This is a genomic window from Vibrio sp. 10N.247.311.12 (assembly GCF_041467515.1).
GTDB lineage: Bacteria > Pseudomonadota > Gammaproteobacteria > Enterobacterales > Vibrionaceae > Vibrio > Vibrio crassostreae_C.
The window spans coordinates 1-19,506 of the sequence record NZ_JBFSUV010000006.1 but is presented as its reverse complement, the minus strand read 5'-3'; the positions used below and the strand labels follow the sequence as shown (position 1 = coordinate 19,506).

The window sequence follows — 19,506 nt, the reverse complement described above, 5'->3', positions numbered from 1 at the left end:
AGTTAGAGTGATGAACCTTGTTATCAAGTTGTTAAATTTTCACAGATCTAGTTTAAACACTCTAATAAAAAAGTGGCGCAAAGCTACTGAAATCTAAACCAATAACGAAAACATAAAGGATTCTGGAATATGAATATGCAAACCAATGCAACGACATTCGTGCTGGAAAACCAAGTCGACACCGCCTTTTTACAGTCTTTTAGTGATGCGTGGAATAACCATGATATTGAAGCGCTAATGTCGTTTATGACCGAAGACTGTGTCTTCCACACCGTGGCAGGAGAAGGCGAACTTGGAAACACTATCGAAGGGTACGAAGCCGTTCGCAATAGCTTTGAATTGGTTTGGCAGAACTTTCCAGATGCAGCTTGGATCGACCCTGTCCACTTTGTGTGTGGTGACCGCGCGGTAAGTGAATCAACGTTCTCTGCGACTAACCCTGATGGCACTGTCATCGAAGCTCGTATGGTTGATGTGTTTACCCTGAAAGATGGAAAAATCAGCGTAAAAATCTAAGCCCAGACGATAAACCGATTCTCACTGAGATGTTAAATCTAGCCAAAGAAAATGGTCGTGGCGTTTACACCTATCGATGGTTAAATCCGCTGTCGAGCAAAGTGGAAACTAAGCACACTTACTATCGAGTTATCGACAATAAGTTGGTTGGGGTGGGTTATTACACAAATTCAAACAACACGTAAACGCGTTTCTACGGAACCCTCAACCCAGTTAAATAAAGGGCTGGGGGCTCGAAATGCCGGTTTGTGTAAAAAAGCAATTTAGTAAAATTCACACTGTGTAATTTTTGTTGTGAAATTGTTTCAAAAATAACAGTAGTATGAAAAACATGGAAACCACACAGTAAAGAACAATTTTGAAAAGGGTCTATTGGGATGTTTGACCTTAATGAAATTTAAAGCCGTACGAGGGATAGACTATGAATATGCTGACACTAGACAAAACAGAACTTCACAGAAACCATTCAACTTTTATTGCTGAAGCTGTCTTTGCCGTCGAAATGGTGAAAGCAGACAAGCAACTCGAAAAACAAAAAATGGCGAAACAGTTGCTTGATACTCTATTTCCTCTAGAGACGGGTTCACATGAAGATGTAGTGAGTTACGAGATCGATTACCGACACGTTCAGGTTTACTTCAAGAATGGCGAACATACTGGACTGAAACGCGCTAAACACTTTGTGGCTTACACAGGTGATAAATCTAAGCCTTCAGCAATCCTATTCCGTGATGAAAGCGGTACGCACGTTGAAGTGACAATCGGTGCTCGTAAAGGCACTGGCCGCCTGGAGTTGGTTGATATTCAAGATATCCAATTAGAGACGTGCACCACGTTTGGTCAAACTGAGGCGAGCCGTTCTTCTGGCATCCGTCACTGGGTGAGCTTAGTAAAAGGCGATGAAAGTGGCCGCCCGAATGCATCAAGTGAAGACAAAGAGTTCACGGCGAAAAATGGTGAAGACTATAACCTAGGTTTTTGCTTCGCAATCTAACGAACTGTCTTTGAAATGTGCAGTGCTGATCTGTGAGACGCAGCACTGACATTTGAGCACTGATTTCTCTTTTACCTTTGGTAACTTTCCCCGCCCCTATAGCGGGGCTTTTTTATTAGAGCTATAAGTAAATTGGGTGATTATTAAAATTATCTGCAAAAAGTTTGGATGTGATTTTACGGTGCGTCATTTTAATTTAAATTGTTGTATTTGAAGGTTTTTATTCTTTTGTTTTATTCTGTTTTTATTGGGTTAACTATCACTATCAACGGTGGTTTGGGTGACTATTGAGCTAAAAATCAGTCAAAATGCTTTGAGCTGTGCTATAATGTTCGCCTTGGGATTGAGCCAGTAAGTCCATTTATCACTAACTATTGTGATTTTTATTGCCTTTTATTTAGGCGATGCGGCGAGCCAATCAAGTAGTAGTTGGATATGGAGAGCGTCCTTATATTCGTTGAGTCGGATATGCGAACATCATAATTTATGAGTTTTAAATCAAAAAAGTACAGTATTGATTCTACTGACTATCAAGTTGGTCAAGACAACGTCAGTAAATGGGGCATGGATGTCCATAACACAGTTTTCGTAGCCTCAGTTGGCTTATCTCTTCTCTTCATCATCACTCTTCTTGCTCTTCCTCCTGCAGATGCTAAAGCTGCAATTGATTCTATTAAGGGTGCTGTTCTATCAAAGTTTGACTTCCTGTTTATGTGGGGAGCTAACATCATGCTAGCGTTTGCTGTTGTTCTTGCTTTTTCACCGTTGGGTAAAATCCGTTTAGGTGGCGAAGACGCGACGGCGGACTATTCAATGTCATCTTGGATTGCGATGTTATTCGCAGCAGGTATGGGTATTGGACTTATCTTCTGGGGTGTTGCAGAGCCAACTGCGTTCTTCACTAACTGGTTCGGAACGCCATTAGACGCAGAACCTTTCACAGCCGCTGGTCGTGAACTGGCGCTAGGCGCAACCGTATTCCACTGGGGTTTTCATGCATGGGCTATCTATGGCATGACGGCGCTTTGTCTGGCGTACTTTGTTTATAACAAAGGCTTACCGCTATCAATGCGTTCTGTGTTTTACCCAATTCTGGGTGAGCGTGTGTGGGGCAAAACTGGTGATGTAATCGATGTACTAACCGTACTGGTTACTCTGTTTGGCCTTGCGACTTCATTGGGCTTAGGTGGTACACAAGCAGCAAGTGGTATTAGCCACGTGTTCGGCTTGGAAAACAACATCTTCCTTCAGCAATCTATCATCGTTCTGATCATGGGCTTGGCGATCATCTCTGTACTACGTGGTATGGACGGTGGTGTTAAGTTCCTAAGTAACCTGAACATGGTTATTGCATTCATATTCCTTGGTCTTATCGCTGTATTGAACTTCACAACTGTGCTTGATTCAATGGCAACGGCGGCAACGGGCTATGTGAAAAATATCGTAGCTTTGAGCCAAAGTGCGGGTCGTGAAGACACAACATGGCTGCATGGTTGGACTGTGTTCTACTGGGCATGGTGGGTAGCGTATGCACCTTTCTTCGGTATGTTCGTAGCGCGTATTTCTAAAGGCCGTACGGTTCGTGAATTCCTACTTTGCGTATTGATTATCCCAACATTGGTGACTTCAGCTTGGATGTCTATCTTCGGTGGCGTAGCTATCGAGCAAGTGATTAATCAGGTGGGGCAACTTGGCCTCGACCAAGGCATTACAGATGTATCTCTAAGCTTGTTTTACATGCTAGATGCTTACTCGTTCGGTAGCATTCTGTCTGTTCTCGCAGTCGCGCTGATCATCGTGTTCTTCGTTACAACGTTGGACTCAGGTTCTATCGTTATCGATGGCATGACGGCGGGTGGTAAATTAGAAGTGCCAGTGAAACAGAAAGTCGTTTGGGCGGTTATCTCAGGTGCTATCGCGATGGTGATGCTGTGGATTGGTGGTACTCAATCAATCCAAGCTCTGCAATCTATTACGATTATTGCAGCACTGCCGTTTACGATCATTCTTTTGATTGGTTGTGTGAGCTTGTTGAAAGGCCTACTGACAGAAGTCGGTAAAGGGCAAGAAACCGTAACTCAAACTACAAAATAAATCGTGAATTAAGTAAGTCGCTAGATAGAGATTTACTTTACTCAGCATGATTCAAAGCTCTCTTGTACTTGGTGCAAGAGAGTTTTTTATGCCTAGGAAGAAATCAGAGACCAGATAAAAAAGAGCCACAAGTGAATCATCACTTGTGGCTCTTTTCGTTCTTAGTTCTAGGTGCTCGGTTCTAGTTATTAGCGGGTATGAGCTTATGCGTTCAATTCGTGCTGAATAACGTAATCCAAAGCACCAACAACAGCAGCAACTTGAGCATCATTACACTCTTCGTCTGTTACTTTGTCACTGTCTGGGTAAACCTCTGTGGTTGTACCGTACTTACAGTCAGTCACGCCGCCACATAAGCCAAGCTTCTTCATTGGGTAGTTGATCACGCCGTGTTGAGTGACGTCTGAACCAATGATCTTGCCTTCGTCATCCGCAGGCGCAATGTGGGTTACTTTTTCAACTGAAGCGATGACAGCAGCTTGGAATTCAGGTTGTGGGTTTTCAGTATCGCCAACAGTGTAGAAACCGTCTGGGATCATACCTTCGATGTACTCAATGCCATCACGAGCTGCGAGTGCAGGTCGGAATTCAGTTTCATCAGAGTCAGTCGTCTCATGCAGGTCAACGTGAACCAATACTTCTGGCAGAGACGCTACTAGAGCTCGTAGGTTTGCTGATTCTTCTGCTGGCGTACCGTCGTAGAAAGAGCGGTTTGGATCAACAGCATTTGGATTCCAGCGGTTGATCACTTCGTAGCCCCAAGGGCTCACACAAGGTGCGACAACAATGTTGAAGTGCGCCGTGTATTTTTCTGCTTGAGTCGCAGCGAATTTGATCGCGCCATGCACGCCACTGGTTTCGTAACCGTGAACACCACCTGTTACCAGAATCGTCGGCTTTGACTCGTCCCAGTTTTTGCTCTTGATAGCGAAGAGTGGGAAGCGAGCTTCGTCGTAGCTCAGTGCGCCGTATTGTTCGATGTCAAAGCGGTCTGCAAGTGCTTTAATCTTTGGTACAACTTCTTGCTGGTATTCACGCTTAACCGTTCGTTGAGCTAACCATGCTTCACGTTCTGCTTGTTGCCATTTTTGCCCTGGCTTACCAATCGGGTAGGTAGATTCACTTTTCATCAATACTTTTTCTTTTATGTTCGTGAAAGATTAAGACAGATTATTCCTGTCTAACAGAGACAGCAATAGAAAACACAACTTGTGACTTTATTTTTTACAGACTCATAACTTTGATGAGTGAATTGATGATGTTACATTTCATCGATGGTTCAATCCTTTAAAAAGAGACAATAAAATGGCTGGAGCAAGTTTATTAACACTGCTAGATGACATTGCAACCGTGTTGGATGATGTCGCATTGATGTCTAAGGTAGCCGCTAAAAAAACCGCAGGCGTATTAGGTGACGATTTAGCCCTTAACGCCCAGCAGGTATCCGGTGTTTCTGCTGAAAGAGAAATCCCAGTGGTATGGGCGGTCGCCAAAGGCTCATTTAAAAACAAGCTGATTTTGGTTCCGGCAGCACTATTGATCAGTGCATTCATTCCTTGGTTGATCATGCCACTACTGGTGATTGGTGGTCTGTTTCTTTGTTTTGAAGGGGCAGAGAAAATCTTAGAAAAGCTTTTTCCTCATGCTCATCAACACGAAGAGAAAGATGAGGAAAGCAGCTCGGGTGAATCTGTTGAAGAGTATGAGAAGAGAAAGGTAGCAGGCGCGATTCGGACTGACTTTATCTTATCTGCGGAAATCATTGTAATTGCGCTGGGTACCGTAACGGGTACAAGTATCGTGACTCAGATTCTTGTGGTGAGTTTGATAGCGGTTGTGATGACGATTGGTGTTTATGGCTTAGTGGCAGGGATCGTTAAGCTGGATGATTTAGGTTTCTATCTCCAACGCACATCAAATGGGAGTGCCATTAAAACTCGATTGGGTAACGGGCTAGTCGCGTTTGCGCCCAAGTTAATGAAGACGCTTGCGGTGGTCGGTACTGCGGCGATGTTCTTGGTTGGCGGCGGTATTGTGGTGCACAACGTTCCTGCGATTCATCACTTAATTGAACCGATTATTATGGACTTCAGTGGGCATACGATTGCGACTGCGGTGGTACCAACGCTATTAAATGGTGTGATTGGGGTTTTATCTGGATTGATTGTCGTTGCTATTTGGACTGCTATCGGAAAAATTCGCGGTAAGTAATCGTTAAATTACTGCTGGGAATAAGACAGTCTTTCATCGAAACAAAAAAGGGTCACCATAATTACTATGGTGACCCTTTTCGCTAAATGGAGGGTGTTTATTTAACAGCCCAAGTGCTTATTTTACAGACCAAGCAATCGCCTCGCCGCCACGGATTGGCACAACGATGTCTGAACCGAAAGGCATCGTTTCAGCAACATTCCACTCTTCTTTAACGAGCGTAATTGTATCTGAGTTACGTGGCATGCCGTAGAAGTCTGGGCCATTGTGGCTCGCGAATGCTTCTAGGTTCTCAATCTTGCCTTCTAAATCGAATACTTCAGCGTACAGTTCAACCGCAGCGTGCGCTGTGTAAGAACCTGCACAACCACACGCTGACTCTTTTGCACCTTTAGCGTGTGGTGCAGAGTCTGTACCCAAGAAGAACTTCTTGCTACCGCTTGTTGCTGCTTCAATAAGTGCTAACTGGTGTGTGTTGCGCTTAAGGATAGGTAGGCAGTAGAAATGTGGCTTAATGCCGCCAACCAACATGTGGTTGCGGTTATAAAGCAAGTGGTGAGCAGTAATGGTTGCCGCTACGTTCTCGTTAGCGTTCTTAACGAAAGTCGCAGCATCTGCCGTCGTGATGTGCTCTAGAACGATCTTCAGGTTAGGGAAGTCGTTAACAATCGGTGCTAGAACTGTGTCTAGGAACTCTTTTTCACGGTCAAAGATATCAACATCGTGAGCCGTTACTTCACCGTGTACCAGCAGCAACATACCCACTTCTTGCATTGCTTCGAGTACGTGGTAAATCTTTTGAGCTGAAGTTACACCTGAATCAGAGTTTGTTGTTGCGCCAGCAGGGTATAGCTTCGCTGCTACAACAGCGCCAGATTCTTTCGCTTTACGAATTTCATCAGGTGTTGTGTTGTCTGTCAGGTAAAGTGCCATTAGAGGCTGGAATTGTTCACTTGGCTGCTCTGCCATGATGCGTTCACGGTAAGCAAGAGCCATTTCGGTATCGGTTACCGGTGGGATCGTATTTGGCATGATTAACGCTCGACCATTGTAACGGCTGATATCGCGAACTGTATCTTTTAATACTTCGCCATCGCGTAGATGAACGTGCCAGTCGTCAGGACGAGTAATCGTAAGTTGTGTCATTGAAGGCTCCCACCATTTGAAGTGTTATGTAGTTGGAGCCTAAACTCAGCGAAATCTGTGAAAGCAATCGCTTACGTTTAGGCGACAGGATGATAGTGGAAAAGTACTTTCATTTCATCCTATTTTTAACTCTTCATGGCTAGGAGCTTGTTTTTATGGATATTTTATTCGGTATCTATTTGTTAATAAGGGTTAGCGGGTGGCTACCCACAGACCATGGATCATTCCTGGAACCCAGAAGAAGAAAGTAAGAATGATATTAATCACCAAATCTTTCCCGGCGCCGCGAGCGAAGAACACGCCAACAGGCGGAAGCAGTACACATAAGATGATAATGACGAGTTTGTTCATGATAAATCCTTTTTATTCAATGAAAGTTCAATGCGGTAAACGTGTTCATATTATAGAACGTCTCGAGAGTGTTACGGCATTGCTGCCTTAATGTACCAAAATAGAAAGCTAAACATCTCAAGATACTAGCCTAGTATCAAGTGTTTAATGCCTGCCAGTTCGACTAAAGTTAGATTGGATGTAATAGTGAGGTTTGAGTTGAAATTGTTTAAATTGAAACATAAATAGTGTGCAGTCTAGCGTTAAACTAGTTACGAATAACTAGTTTAACGCTAGCGTCTTAGGATTATTCGGTATCAACCCAAAGCTCTAATCCATTTAGGTAGCTGTCTCCTGTGGCCCTAAAGCCTGTTAACTGCTCATCTGCGGTTAGAGTATATTCATCGCTATAGTGACCTGAGTAAGATTTGCTACCACAGGTTAACAGTAAGCCACCAGATTTATTATATAGAAAGAGTCGAGACATATCGTTTCCAGACCCAAACTCTGTGGGTCCCCAGACAGCTCTAACTCTACCTATGTCAGCAACGTTTATTGTATGTTTGGCTCCGCCAGTGCCTCCAATATGAGCACCTCCTACCTGCGAGATAGAATCTACAATAAACCCACAGCCAAACGTCACTTGAGCATTGATACGAGTATCAAATAGATAATCATTACCAATGTCATCACCAAGGAATTTAACTGGATACCCTAGAGGTGTTGCATCGACGCAAGCAGCAAATCGAACACTCGAATTGGCATCATATGTACTAACAACTCTATCTGCCATGTTTACGGAATGATGATAGCTAGTTCCACTTGCTCCTTGGTTACTAGCCCAGTAGCTAACGTCAATTGGCCAGTTGTGATTAGTAAACAAACGGCCACTAGTATTGCCATCATCATATAGGCTTCGAAGTTCCGTCACCGTTGGCAATCGTGCTCCTCTAGCTTGGCACAAGTGATTAGCAGTGTGCCAATCGTGAGAAGCCGTGGTGATACCATTTAAAGCGGTAGTACCGTTACCAACTTGAGGTGTGGCGATGATTTCAGCATCTTTAGCATCTGCGTACATCAACGGTGGTAGGTAGATATTCCCTGAGACGATTGGCTCATATGGGTTACCGACGTAACCTTGCAAAATTCCTGTGGCATAGCCCCCTTTTCCATCAGACACAACATAGGACACAGATGTTTCTCCAGGTTGGGTACTAGTGAAATCAAACTCAGTATCATTGAAAAGATTACCATCGTTGTTGGCATCGTTTGGAATTAAGATGGTTGCACCAAAGCTGTATATGTCAACGAGATGAAGAGTATCACCGTCAGGGTCACTTATAAGATCCGCAACATTGAACCTTAATTGTTTACCATAAGGAATTTTAGCTACCTCGTCACCAGAGTCTGGATCTATATAACTGATTTTCCTACGAGATTCTGCTGTTGGTGCACTGTTTGTGTCTGTTGAGACCGCGATATCAATACTACCAGCTAACACACTTGAACCATCACTATAGCTATATAGGATGCGTTCTACGCCGCTTGGTATGCCATCTCCTGGGGTGTAATCAATCGTATTAGTTGATGTGTTTGCAATAGCAGTTGAATTTGTCGCATCACCATTAGGCAATGTAACCGTGGTTGCTAATGCATATGTGCTTGTGTCTAGAGAGTACCCCGCGTTCCCAAGCTCTTTAGCGATATCTATTTGTACAGATGTGAAAGAGGAGGTTAGTCCTGAAATCGGTGTAAGTTGCTCAGTTGACTCACCGACAGCCGCACGAACTGTCGCTTCAGCAAAACCATCTCCTGATGTTGCTGAAGTAGCGCTAATACGCGCCTCTCCATAGTTACTATGGGAGCTCATAGCGATGTCAGAAGGTAGCGCAGCGCCAACTCGATAGCGGTAGTCGCACACTTTTGCACTTTGAGCGCTAATGGTGAAGCCATTGGCATTTTGGGATACAACATTACAATCATAGCTATTATTCAAAGACGTAACTGTCGTTAATGTAACTGACGAATCATCAGATGACTCCATATTATTCGACAAATCAACAAAAAAGGTATTTGTGGGAGTGCTTTGACGAATTACATCCTGAGCATAGTAAAGGGTATCTCCTGATGTTGGAGATTCGGGTTTGGAGTTAGTAGTCGCTTCGTCGCTAGATGCACCACACCCAAACAGCGCCAATGATATCGCTACTGACAGGGATAATTTATGAAAAGGTGCGTATGTACTTATTCTCATCATGTATTTAATACTCATTAGTGAATGTTATGGGAATTAAGCAAAGAGAGCACAGCCCATTATTTATTTGCGTATTCTAACAAGGCTAAATCACTTTAAATTAGCACGAGCTAGTATCTGGCACTGGTGAGTGCCTAGTTGACAGCTGGCGCTATTAGCAATGATATAAGTTAAAACTCAAACTGTTATACGTCTCTAGTATTTATATTGAAGTGGGGTTGTTCATGTGAATAACTACTTTTATAAGATAAGACCGAAGGTGGGATCTAATACCAGTTACTAAATTAGCGAATGAGTAACCTAAGGAATTAAATGCCTAGGTTATTTTTTAGGTGAATGGTTTTCTTGCTCAAATATCCACTAGGCATATCGGAAGGTCACTTTTCTTTACTTGCTAACCAAAACGTTTATTCATTGCATATCATACACCCGAAGTTAGCAAGGGGCTAACTAATCATATTATGAATATATCGAAGGAAATAAAAGTGAAAAAACTAACACTTATTACACTGCTATCTGCAATTACATCTGTTCCAGCTTTTTCTGCACCTGGCGATACCGCTACTGGTTCTGCAGTATTCAGCGGCTTTGTTCCTGGTTTTGTATCCAACGGTGACATCCTTGTTACTGGTGCGGGCGGTAGTGAAGACTCTGCTTCTTTTGTTGGTACGTTACAGGTGAACGCTGACGGTACGTTCGAAACAACTAAACCTGTTGTTTTAGAAGCGCATGACTACACGGGGGCTGTGCTTGGGGCTTTAACTCCAGCTAACTGGACGGTATCACAAGTAAATGTGCTTCCAGCTTTAATGGGTGAAGTACAGCCTAACATTGTCGTCGGCGATAACCTTTCAGCGACGGAACTTACTGCAGCTGAATACTTAGCTTCAACTCAACTTTCAGCAGGCGATACGATTCAACTGTATGTTGCTAACGATACAGCACACTCAACTCCAGATGATATTGCTGGTACAGAAGTTATCGTTAACGTTGATATGATTGCAACTTTGCCATAAGAAAAAATCTCATTATTTGATAGGCACTTAATTAATTAAGTGCCTTGTTTTTCGAGGCTGATGAAAATGAATATCTATATAAATTATTTCTTTCTATTATTGCTTGTTATTTTTAGTTTCAATAGCTTTGGCTATGAAAGCTATTCATTTCCAGTAAATACACAAATAAATAGAGCGAATTTGTATGACTATTCTATAAATGTAGATTTATCTGATGAGTTTATTGCACTGAAGTATGATGGTGAGAACGAAACCTTTCTAAATGGGCGTTTTTATTCTTATATTAGAACGAATATACCAACAAGCTCTGGGGATTCGTTTGAATACAGTTATAACATATCAGAGTTCACTTCTAAATGTGTTTTCAACGATAGCGGTGAGACTATGTATGATGATTTTGTCGATCTCTATATCGATAGAAAACATTACTCTGATATTTCAGATATACCAAACTTTGAATTTAATAATATTAAAAATACTGAATATGAAAACTCTACCAATGAATTTGAATTAGTGACAAATAAAAATATACCGAGTGATGAGCCATTAGATTGCAATGGTCGTATTACGTTCAATGTGGAGCTTCAACTATAATGTTTATTAGACTTTGGTTTGGTTTAAACTTAATTATCATATTTTTCTTGGCCATAATATATAGTTCAAAATCCGTCGCAAATATTCCAGATGGATTTGAAGATATGTTTGAAGAGAAGTTGATAAGAATGCCACTAATTCTCTCGGCTGATAACAACAAATTATTCTATTCGGAAGCTTTCATCTCGGGTGATGAAGTAAGAATTCCCACTTCACAAAAACAACTTGTAGCACAAGCATTGGCGAATGAACTTGGTATTGAGAAAGATGTTAGCGATGCGATGGCAACAACACTGGTAAATGGGGTTGAATCGAGCCTAGATTGTAAAGGTTATCGAAGTGAATGTGGTCTACTACCTGATTTATATGATTTTGTTTATGTGCCAGATAGCCAATCATTGATTATTCATGTTAACTCACAATTCTTAACTGAGATAATAGAAGAGTCAGAAATAAAATTTGTAAAAGAAGAGATCGATCAAAACGCGATCATTATGTCACATGGTTTGAATCTATCTGGTTCTTATGGCGACAACACTGATTATACATCGTCTTATTCTTATCAACATGAAAATTATGCAGGTTTTGGCAAGTATGGCTATTTGCATAATGATCTAAACTTTAGTGATGTCAATGGTTTCAGTTCGGATGACTCATCGTATAACTATGTTGGTGGTAATACTCGTTTCTCTGTCGGGTATAAATACCAAGAACGCCCTTGGAATAGTACTCAGTTTTTAGAAAATGGCAGCAAAACTTCTGGTTACATGTTGTCGATTGGATCGACGAGAGAGCTAGTAAAAAAATCATCTTCTAATTCTAGACGAGTATATTTGAACATTTCAAGAGCTGGTCGACTAGAAATTAATGATGATAGAGGCCGTGTTCTATTAAGTCGTAATGTGGATGCAGGGCAAGAATACTTTGACTATAACGAGCTACCATTTGGTACTTATACTGCGACAATTCGAATATTTGATGGCAGTGAAGAGTTTTACACAGAAGATAGGTTGATAGTCAATACAAGCTCTTCGTCGATTAAAACCGGCGAACTAGATTATCATATTACAGCCGGTTATTTATCAAGAGACCTGACGAATACGGGACTAGAGGACGATTTTGACCAGAAATCCATCAACTTTGCTTATGATAATTATGAAAGTCCAATGTTCACCAATGGGAAATTGAGCTATCAAGTTACGGATTTTTTTGCACTGGGTGCAGGTTCGTTTATTACAGGGGAAGATAATTATAATTATCTTGGTGGTCACTTATCTTTAGGGGAAGTGTCCAGAATATCGGCAGTAACAGGATTATTTGACGATGGATCTAGTTTTTATAATTTTGATGTGGGGATTTATAACTTAAGTGTATCTTACACAAAATTTGATAGTGAAAATGATAATAGTATTGGAGATATTAGTTTGTCTCAACTTTTATTCAGTAACTCGAACTATACGTCATTATCAGTAAATTACAACAAGTACTTAACGAGAAATATATCATCATATATATCGGGTATATTAACAAAAAACCAATATAAAGATTTTAGTAATGGTTATAATAATGAATCAGAAAGTTGGTCTGCAAGAAGTGGCGTGCAGATATCATCATTACCACTTGACTCAAAGGTGAACTTAGAGTTATCAGCAAGTGAATCGAGCGATATAAATTATGGTGTTATGGCCTCAATAATTATTCCAATAGGCCAGGAAAACACATACACACATAGTACACAAGCACAAATAGATGATAGTGGTGATGTTGCGCTATCGCATAGAGATACAGTCTCAAGTAGTCTAATTAACAGAAACAATCTAAATGTATCAAGCTCTGCGGGACTTTATTATCAAGATTCTACTGAAGACCAAAGCAGTGCCGATTTATCATTGTCTGCAAATTATAAGAATAAATATATTGACTCAAACTCTTATACCTATATCAATTCAAGTAGCAATACAAGTGTTTCTGCATATATTGGTACAAGTAATATCGTAACTTCTCAAGGAATAGAGTTTACGAGTGAAAAGTCATCTTCTTATTTTATTTCGAATAATGATACAGGGGAACTGTCTTCGGATGGAAAATTCTTGGCGGTAGTTAACTCCGAGCAGAATGGAAAACAAAGCAATGCTTATGTTAGTGGAGATGCTTTGACGGTATATCCATTAAAAGAGTTCTATGAATATGAATTCAAGCTTGATACGGAAGCCTCTGATTTTTACAACAATGGTGAGTCTTATACGTCGGCTACTAGTTATCCAGGAACTGTTATCCGTTTGGATACGTCGTTGTCTGAGTTGAAATCATTTATATCGACGTTTAGTGATATAAATGGAAATCCAATAGACGGAGTTGAATGTATCGGTGGAGGTTGTGTTTCTACTGACAAGCTTGTTGAAGGTGTGTATCAATTTAAGGTGAAAGATAAACAACCTTACAAAATTATATCTAAGGAAAACCAATGTGTAATACCGGAGTTATCATCGGTTAATAATTTGAATTTAGGTAATAACTTCTGTATGCCATCATTCGAAGAAAATAGTGAAGGTTATCAGATAGCCCTAGTTGATGGTGTTTATTATTACTACTTAGGGCAATACAAGGATAGTAATATTGTATTGAACTATCAGAACAAACTGAACAACTCAGGTGTTGAAATTATAAACAAAAAGCTTGGCGGTTATTTGTATATATTCGCTAAGTCTCCTGAGCAACTAACTACGGCAAACAAACTGTATGTTGATGAACTCATTAATTATGCAGTTCATATGGAGATGACGCCATATGCTTATAAATAACATAGAGAAAATTATGCAACGTGTAATATTTACTTCGATACTATTAATGACGACCTCTTTTAGCCATGCATTTAGCATAGATAAAATGCTTCTTATAGCTGGAGAAGATGGTAATGGAGTTTTTACTCTGACTAGTTCGAAAACTGAACCTGAATATATAAAAGGTAACGTTAGCCAAGTAAAGGTTGAAAACGGAGAGTTAGAAAAGGTAGAGCTAACAAAAGATAATTTACCTTTATGGGATCTTGCGCTATTACCCAATAAACTGATATTAAATCCGGGGGAAAGACGTCGTGTATCAGTAAAGAATTTATGTCAGGTTAATTGTGATGATTTAGAGAAGGACAAAGTTTATCAAGTGACTTTCATGCCTAGCGTTATCGATGGAGATAAAAAAGAAAGTATAATTGGTATTAATTATGGTTATGCTCCTTATTATATTGTACCTGCAAAAAATACTAATGTTGACTACAAAGTTAAATATAACGGTTCAGAAGTTTATGTGGAAAATAATGGTAACACATTTTTCTACATACAGTTTGATAACTGTAAACCGAATTCTGTTAGTAACAAATGTAAACAAACTAATACAATACTATCTGGTCGAAAGAAAACCATAAAATTAGCAGAAGGCCTGCAAAATGTCGATTCGTTATCCGTTAAGGTAGCCAACCATGATTACAGTTATAACAAAAATATCACTATTAAAAAGAAATAGCCTAATTAGTATAGCGCTATTATTCACGGCTTTAGATAGTAGCCATGCTGCAGATGTATACGGAACGATTACAGCAAACAACTCTGTGGTTTGGAACAATGCGGCGCCAAATAGTTATTTCGGTAGTGAAGCTATATCTCCATCTGCATGGACGATAGCGCAAGAGCAACCAACGGCAGAGTGGTATCCCGCAACGATGGATAACCAACCCGTTAATAACGTTAGCTTTGTTAATCATTCTACAGGCGAAAGTTTTAACACCAGCCTGGAGTTGTTAGGCGTTGAGTATAATTTGGGTAGCTCGGCTAGTTATTTCACATCAAAAGACTACGGGTCAAATGTGGGAATGGGAGTTGCCAATGAGTGTGCAGCTACAAATATAAGTGGTTCGAGTGCGAAAGTGGGCCAAGAGTCGACTTTGTGTGTGTCGCGAATGGGTTACACAGCAACAAGCCGAATAGAGCCTTTTAAGTTTTATCGACCTGCTTTCGCTTTGCCTAATATCAGTAATGATGTGTTCGCAGCCCCTGTTGGATCTGGAACTTTTACGGCATCAATTAACCTTTCACCCACTTACTTTTTTACAAGTCAAACCGGTACGATGACTTATACCAGAGTGCCGGAGACGTTAATTATCACGATTGATTATCAAGCTGCGATCCTTGAATCATTAACGGTACTTGGAGACGGGAATATTGAACCCCAGTATGATACTGCAACAAAAAGGATCTCTGGTACAACGAGGTATGATGTTAGCTTGTTAGGGACTTTACCTACAGGCGTTATTATGACATTTAGCCCTACGTCAGGTGACTATGAGCTTACAAATATTGATAACTCGCTAGAAAAGATACCCTACACAATCACGTGTGCCATTGGCTGCGAAAGCCCTGACAAGGTGATTGTCCAAGACGGAGTACTTAATACCGTATCTTTTCCTGATTCAGAAGTGATTACAGTGAATGGAGAAGGTAGTAACAAAGTTGATGTAGCATACGATGTTAGTTTTGATGTCGATGGAAATGCACTCAGTTCAGGTAATTACCAAGGGTCGTTTAATGTTGTTTATGAGGTGAACCTGTGAACCGACTAATTAATAATATTTTTTTTATGTTTCTAGTACTAACCAGCGGTGCAGCGGTTGCTGAGAAGCCAACTGCTCATATTTTGGGGGTAGGGGCAAACTATGGCTATAATTTTGATGGAGATATGTTTGAGAATTCTCAATCTATTTATTTTCTCTACCAATATAACCGACTTCAATTGAATCTAGGTATCAAACATTATAAATTATTAGATGATTCTGAGTACATACCTGATTTAGGTTTGCTTTATAGTATACATGATGGAGAAGAAATTGATTTAAAGGTTGGAGTCGGATTTGAAGATAAATATCCAACAATAGAGTACCTTGCTGAGTATGCTTTGAATGAATATTTCGGTGCGAGTATCGCACTTAATCAAACGTTGAATGATGATTTTGGGCAAAATCAACGAGAAGCCGTGGTTGGATTATCTTATTATTTCAATGACAGCAAGCGTAAGATTGAGTCTGACCAAGTTGAACCTCGCCCTTCGTCACTTGAAATTACGAAAGCTCCGGATTGCACATCTGACCCAACTGATACGGACTGTGACTTCGATACTATGTCTAACAGTATATCCGAAGTTGCTGTTAAGCCGACATTACCTTATGTCGTACAAGAAGGTGATTGGTTATATGAACTACGTAGAAAGTTCGGCTTCGATTTAGAAGAGATCATTGAGAGTAATGATATTGAAAATCCTGATTTGATCATTCCTGGCCAAGTATTAGAATAAGCTCTTACCGGTAACCTGATCAATATTAAAGTATTACTAGACCTATTTCTTATAAGGTATGGTGATGCTTTTTTTTTGCACTCGATTAAATCTGTCTAACTATTCATCTATGATCTTACATAGCTTACGTTGATGTGAATAATCAAGTGTTGCCAAGAATCATGGTTTACATACCAGATCTTAGGTTCAGGTATTAAATATTACGAAGTTAGATAAAATTTAATTCTCTTAATGTAAAACCATTAAACTACTATGAAGACTTGCAAGATATGTATTAGCGTTTTACTCTTCGGTCTCTCCCTAAGGTTTAACTGCCATCAAATCGCTAACCAGTGCATAATATGCATAAGTCTGGTGAATTGATGTGGCCGTATCCATGCTATATCATGATCGTTATGAATGGACTTTTCTGAACAAATTAATGTTTACAAATCTAACATCACGGATGCAAGAGTGGCTGGTAGGCATTAGACTTCTTTTTTCCTGCGAATAAGCTAAACTCTCATATGTAACCAATTACATTTGAGGTGTTTATGAAGTCGTTTGTCAATATTAAGGTCGTTTTATGTTCGTTTTTATTTTTTGCAACCTCAGCGATTGCTTCTATTGCGTATTTCGGTGATTGCGATCGCTCGTTTCGGTTTATTCCGATCACTTGATCCTGCCGTTTTTCTCTCTTCCTATTTTTACTCTAAGTGATCGGATTGCGCCAGTTTTCTCATCGACTCACCTCCTAGTTCTATTCGATGACTATTGTGTACCAGCCGATCCATTAGAGCGTCTGCGACAGTGGCGTTACCGATCATGTTGTACCACTCCTTTACAGGTAACTGACTGATGACGATCGTGCTGCTGTTTTGGTAACGATCTTCAAGCACTTCTAATAAGTGACCTGCATGCTCTTGGGTTAGCTTTTCCATCCCCCAGTCGTCGAGGATTAGTAGAGCTTTCTTAGCCAACGATTGAAGTTGCTTTTGATAGCTACCGTCCAGACGACCTGCGGTCAGGTCATCAAGCAGGCGAGTTAATCGGTAGTATCTGACCGTGTGTTGTTGGTCGCAGGCACTGGTTGCCAGTGCGCAGCCAAGATACGTTTTGCCAGCACCTGTTGGGCCTGTGATCAAGATATTCTGGTGCTTATGTAGATAACTGCCCGTTAGAAGTTCGCTCATCTGTTTACGATTGAGATTTCGTCCCTCCTTGTAGATGAGTTGGCTCGGCTGAGCATCCACTCTCAGTTTGGCTTGCCGTTTTAAGCGTTGGATTTTTGTCTGATTGCGATTCAAGATTTCACTTTCCAGAAGTAGGCTTAGCCTTTCCTCGAAGTCCAGCTCTGCGTAGGTGCTCAGTTGTTCTTGTTGCTGCTCTAACGCTTTCACTGCATGGCTCAAGCGGAGGGTTTTGAGTTGGTCGTTCAGTGCGTTCATTTGTATTTCTCCTAGTGATAACAGTTCGGGCCACGGACATTGCTATGAACAAGGTTCGGCGTGCTCGTGTTGTCTTTGCTCAGTTGTCCTTCACGATTGTTCTTCAGCAGATTGTTGATGAAGGTGTAGTTCGGTTTTGTCAGCATCAGCGCATCTTTACAGGCTTGCTCTAAGCGCGACTCGCCATGCGCTTTACTCAGATTGAGCAGCCCAAGGCAGGAGCGATACGACTGCTCTGGATGAGGCTTGGAGTAGAGCATCTTATTGATGACTTCTCGTGTGGCTGGGCCGATATTGGCTCCCCAGTTGAGCAGGCGTCCAGGCGACCACTTCTGATGTTGATGATTACTCGGCATGTGCTCTGGTTGGGTGCTGTTTCCGCGCTCTCTTTGGCTGCGTGGATGCTGGGCTACCAAGTTACCTTGATGGTAGATCTGCACCAGACGGTTGGAGGCTTCCAGTTCGACATGGTGACCAACAAGTTGATGTGGCACCGAGTAGTAGTGGCGGCGATATTCTATGTGATAATCAGGCCCAACCTTGGCTCGCTTGGTTTCGGTATAAAGGTATCGCTGCTTAGGTAGCGGCTTTAACGCTGGCTTATCGAGTTTGTCGAACAGCGCTTTGCGGCTCGCACCATACTGTTTCATCTCACGTTCGTTTAAGTCATTCATAAGCTCACGGATGGCAAGGTTCAGCTCTTTGAAGGTATGGAAGGTTTGATGTCGTAGTCGCATCATGATCCAGCGTTCCACTAGGAGCACGGCATTCTCTGCCTTGGCTTTGTCTTTCGGTTTGTAAGGGCGAGCTGGCATCACTGCGGTTTGATAGTGATTCGCCAGTTTTTGATAACTGTCGTTAAGTCTCGGCTCATAACGATTGGCTTTGGTGACCGCGCTACGTAGATTATCGGGAACCAAGAGCTGTGGTACACCACCGAAGTGCTCGAACGCATTGGCATGCGCCTCTAACCAGTAAGACTTACCTTGACTCGGGAAGGCTTCAACATAGGTGTAATTGGACGCACCTAAGGTCGCCACGAACACTTCTGCTTCGCGCACTTCACCTGTATCAGGGTTGACCACTTGAAGCCGAGGCCCACAGTAATCGATAAACAGCTTGTCACCTGCCACATGGAGCTGGCGCATGCTGCGCTTTTGAGTTTTGAACCAACGAGTGAAGTGCTCGCAGAACTGAGTGTAAGCGTAAGCTTGTTCTTGATATTGCTCATGGTATTCCTGCCACAACAACATCTTTGTCATGCCTTTACGTCTGAGTTCGACTGCGTATTGAGTGAAGTCTGGCATGACTTTATCGCGACTGGCTTTCTTGCCGTGATACAGCGCTTGCGTGAGATCAGCATCGCTGCAACTTTCGGGTAGAGGCCAGCCAAGTTGGCTTTGTTTAAAGCGAGTAAGGAGTTCCGATATGGTGGACGGGCCGAGTTTCAGGCAAGAAGCGATACCACGATTGGAGAGACCGCAGTCGTACTTAAGGCGTAATACCTCTTTGATTTTGTTCATTGGAGTTCTCTTTTTGGCCATTGTCGCTTCCTTACGTTCTTGTTTAAGAAGTAAAGAATAG

At 41.4% G+C, this 19,506-nt stretch carries 16 protein-coding genes and 1 pseudogene; 11 read left to right on the top strand and 6 right to left on the bottom strand.

All coding sequences use genetic code 11. The features are described 5' to 3' along the window. Positions 1–129: 129 nt before the first annotated feature. The 4 genes and pseudogenes from AB6E30_RS04480 (at position 130) to AB6E30_RS04465 (ending at position 3,604) form a co-directional block, all read left to right on the top strand. Positions 130–516 carry a nuclear transport factor 2 family protein gene (locus AB6E30_RS04480; RefSeq protein WP_017070683.1) on the top strand — a complete coding sequence of 129 codons (387 nt, stop codon included), beginning with the start codon at positions 130–132 and terminating at the stop codon, positions 514–516. Further along, positions 510–701, top strand: a pseudogene (locus AB6E30_RS04475) (hypothetical protein); the annotation flags it as partial. The gene AB6E30_RS04480 and the pseudogene AB6E30_RS04475, both read left to right, overlap by 7 nt. 236 nt (positions 702–937) lie before the next feature. Then, entirely contained in the window at positions 938–1,510 is a 573-nt protein-coding gene (locus AB6E30_RS04470) for a malate synthase (RefSeq protein WP_017064292.1), read from the top strand. Between the two features lie 486 nt (positions 1,511–1,996). Then, entirely contained in the window at positions 1,997–3,604 is a 1,608-nt protein-coding gene (locus AB6E30_RS04465) for a BCCT family transporter (RefSeq protein WP_017064293.1), read from the top strand. Between the two features lie 203 nt (positions 3,605–3,807). Here the strand turns inward: AB6E30_RS04465 and AB6E30_RS04460 are convergent, their stop codons facing one another. Then, positions 3,808–4,734, bottom strand: a complete 927-nt coding sequence (locus AB6E30_RS04460; RefSeq protein WP_017064294.1) for a M14 family metallocarboxypeptidase — start codon at positions 4,732–4,734, stop codon at positions 3,808–3,810. A gap of 175 nt (positions 4,735–4,909) precedes the next feature. Here AB6E30_RS04460 and AB6E30_RS04455 point away from each other — a divergent pair, with 175 nt between their 5' ends. After that, a complete protein-coding gene (locus tag AB6E30_RS04455) occupies positions 4,910–5,815 on the top strand; it encodes a DUF808 domain-containing protein (protein WP_136981768.1) in 906 nt (301 codons plus the stop codon). Between the two features lie 117 nt (positions 5,816–5,932). Here the strand turns inward: AB6E30_RS04455 and pyrC are convergent, their stop codons facing one another. The 3 genes from pyrC to AB6E30_RS04440 form a co-directional block, all read right to left on the bottom strand. Beyond that, positions 5,933–6,961 carry a dihydroorotase gene (gene pyrC / locus AB6E30_RS04450; protein ID WP_017059963.1) on the bottom strand — a complete coding sequence of 343 codons (1,029 nt, stop codon included), beginning with the start codon at positions 6,959–6,961 and terminating at the stop codon, positions 5,933–5,935. Between the two features lie 192 nt (positions 6,962–7,153). After that, complete coding sequence (locus AB6E30_RS04445; protein ID WP_017059962.1) at positions 7,154–7,312, bottom strand: YqaE/Pmp3 family membrane protein; 159 nt, start codon at positions 7,310–7,312, stop codon at positions 7,154–7,156. A gap of 286 nt (positions 7,313–7,598) precedes the next feature. Further along, positions 7,599–9,563 carry an adhesion domain-containing protein gene (locus AB6E30_RS04440; RefSeq protein ID WP_372102744.1) on the bottom strand — a complete coding sequence of 655 codons (1,965 nt, stop codon included), beginning with the start codon at positions 9,561–9,563 and terminating at the stop codon, positions 7,599–7,601. Between the two features lie 467 nt (positions 9,564–10,030). On the opposite strand from AB6E30_RS04440, the gene AB6E30_RS04435 reads away from it, so the two are divergent. The 6 genes from AB6E30_RS04435 to AB6E30_RS04410 all read left to right on the top strand — a co-directional run bounded on the left by AB6E30_RS04435 (position 10,031) and on the right by AB6E30_RS04410 (position 16,495). Beyond that, the gene (locus tag AB6E30_RS04435; RefSeq protein WP_372102742.1) at positions 10,031–10,561 is read left to right on the top strand and encodes a hypothetical protein; all 531 of its coding nucleotides are present in this window, start codon (positions 10,031–10,033) and stop codon (positions 10,559–10,561) included. Between the two features lie 66 nt (positions 10,562–10,627). After that, positions 10,628–11,155, top strand: coding sequence for a hypothetical protein (locus tag AB6E30_RS04430; RefSeq protein WP_240800848.1), 528 nt, complete (start codon positions 10,628–10,630; stop codon positions 11,153–11,155). Then, entirely contained in the window at positions 11,155–13,956 is a 2,802-nt protein-coding gene (locus tag AB6E30_RS04425; RefSeq protein WP_372102740.1) for a CS1-pili formation C-terminal domain-containing protein, read from the top strand. The genes AB6E30_RS04430 and AB6E30_RS04425 overlap by 1 nt, the downstream gene beginning before the upstream one ends. Positions 13,957–13,969: 13 nt before the next feature. After that, positions 13,970–14,674 (top strand): hypothetical protein, encoded by a 705-nt coding sequence (locus AB6E30_RS04420; protein ID WP_229648578.1) that lies wholly within the window; start codon positions 13,970–13,972, stop codon positions 14,672–14,674. Next, positions 14,631–15,758 carry a hypothetical protein gene (locus AB6E30_RS04415; protein ID WP_102321325.1) on the top strand — a complete coding sequence of 376 codons (1,128 nt, stop codon included), beginning with the start codon at positions 14,631–14,633 and terminating at the stop codon, positions 15,756–15,758. The genes AB6E30_RS04420 and AB6E30_RS04415 overlap by 44 nt, the downstream gene beginning before the upstream one ends. Continuing rightward, entirely contained in the window at positions 15,755–16,495 is a 741-nt protein-coding gene (locus AB6E30_RS04410; RefSeq protein ID WP_065584792.1) for a LysM peptidoglycan-binding domain-containing protein, read from the top strand. Before AB6E30_RS04415 ends, AB6E30_RS04410 begins: the two co-directional genes overlap by 4 nt. 686 nt (positions 16,496–17,181) lie before the next feature. On the opposite strand, the gene istB is transcribed toward AB6E30_RS04410, so the two are convergent. Further along, the gene (istB, locus tag AB6E30_RS04405; RefSeq protein WP_011988345.1) at positions 17,182–17,922 is read right to left on the bottom strand and encodes an IS21-like element ISVch3 family helper ATPase IstB; all 741 of its coding nucleotides are present in this window, start codon (positions 17,920–17,922) and stop codon (positions 17,182–17,184) included. A gap of 11 nt (positions 17,923–17,933) precedes the next feature. Next, positions 17,934–19,466: an IS21 family transposase gene (gene istA / locus AB6E30_RS04400; protein ID WP_017101221.1), complete on the bottom strand. Its 1,533-nt coding sequence runs from the start codon at positions 19,464–19,466 to the stop codon at positions 17,934–17,936. Positions 19,467–19,506 lie beyond the last annotated feature (40 nt).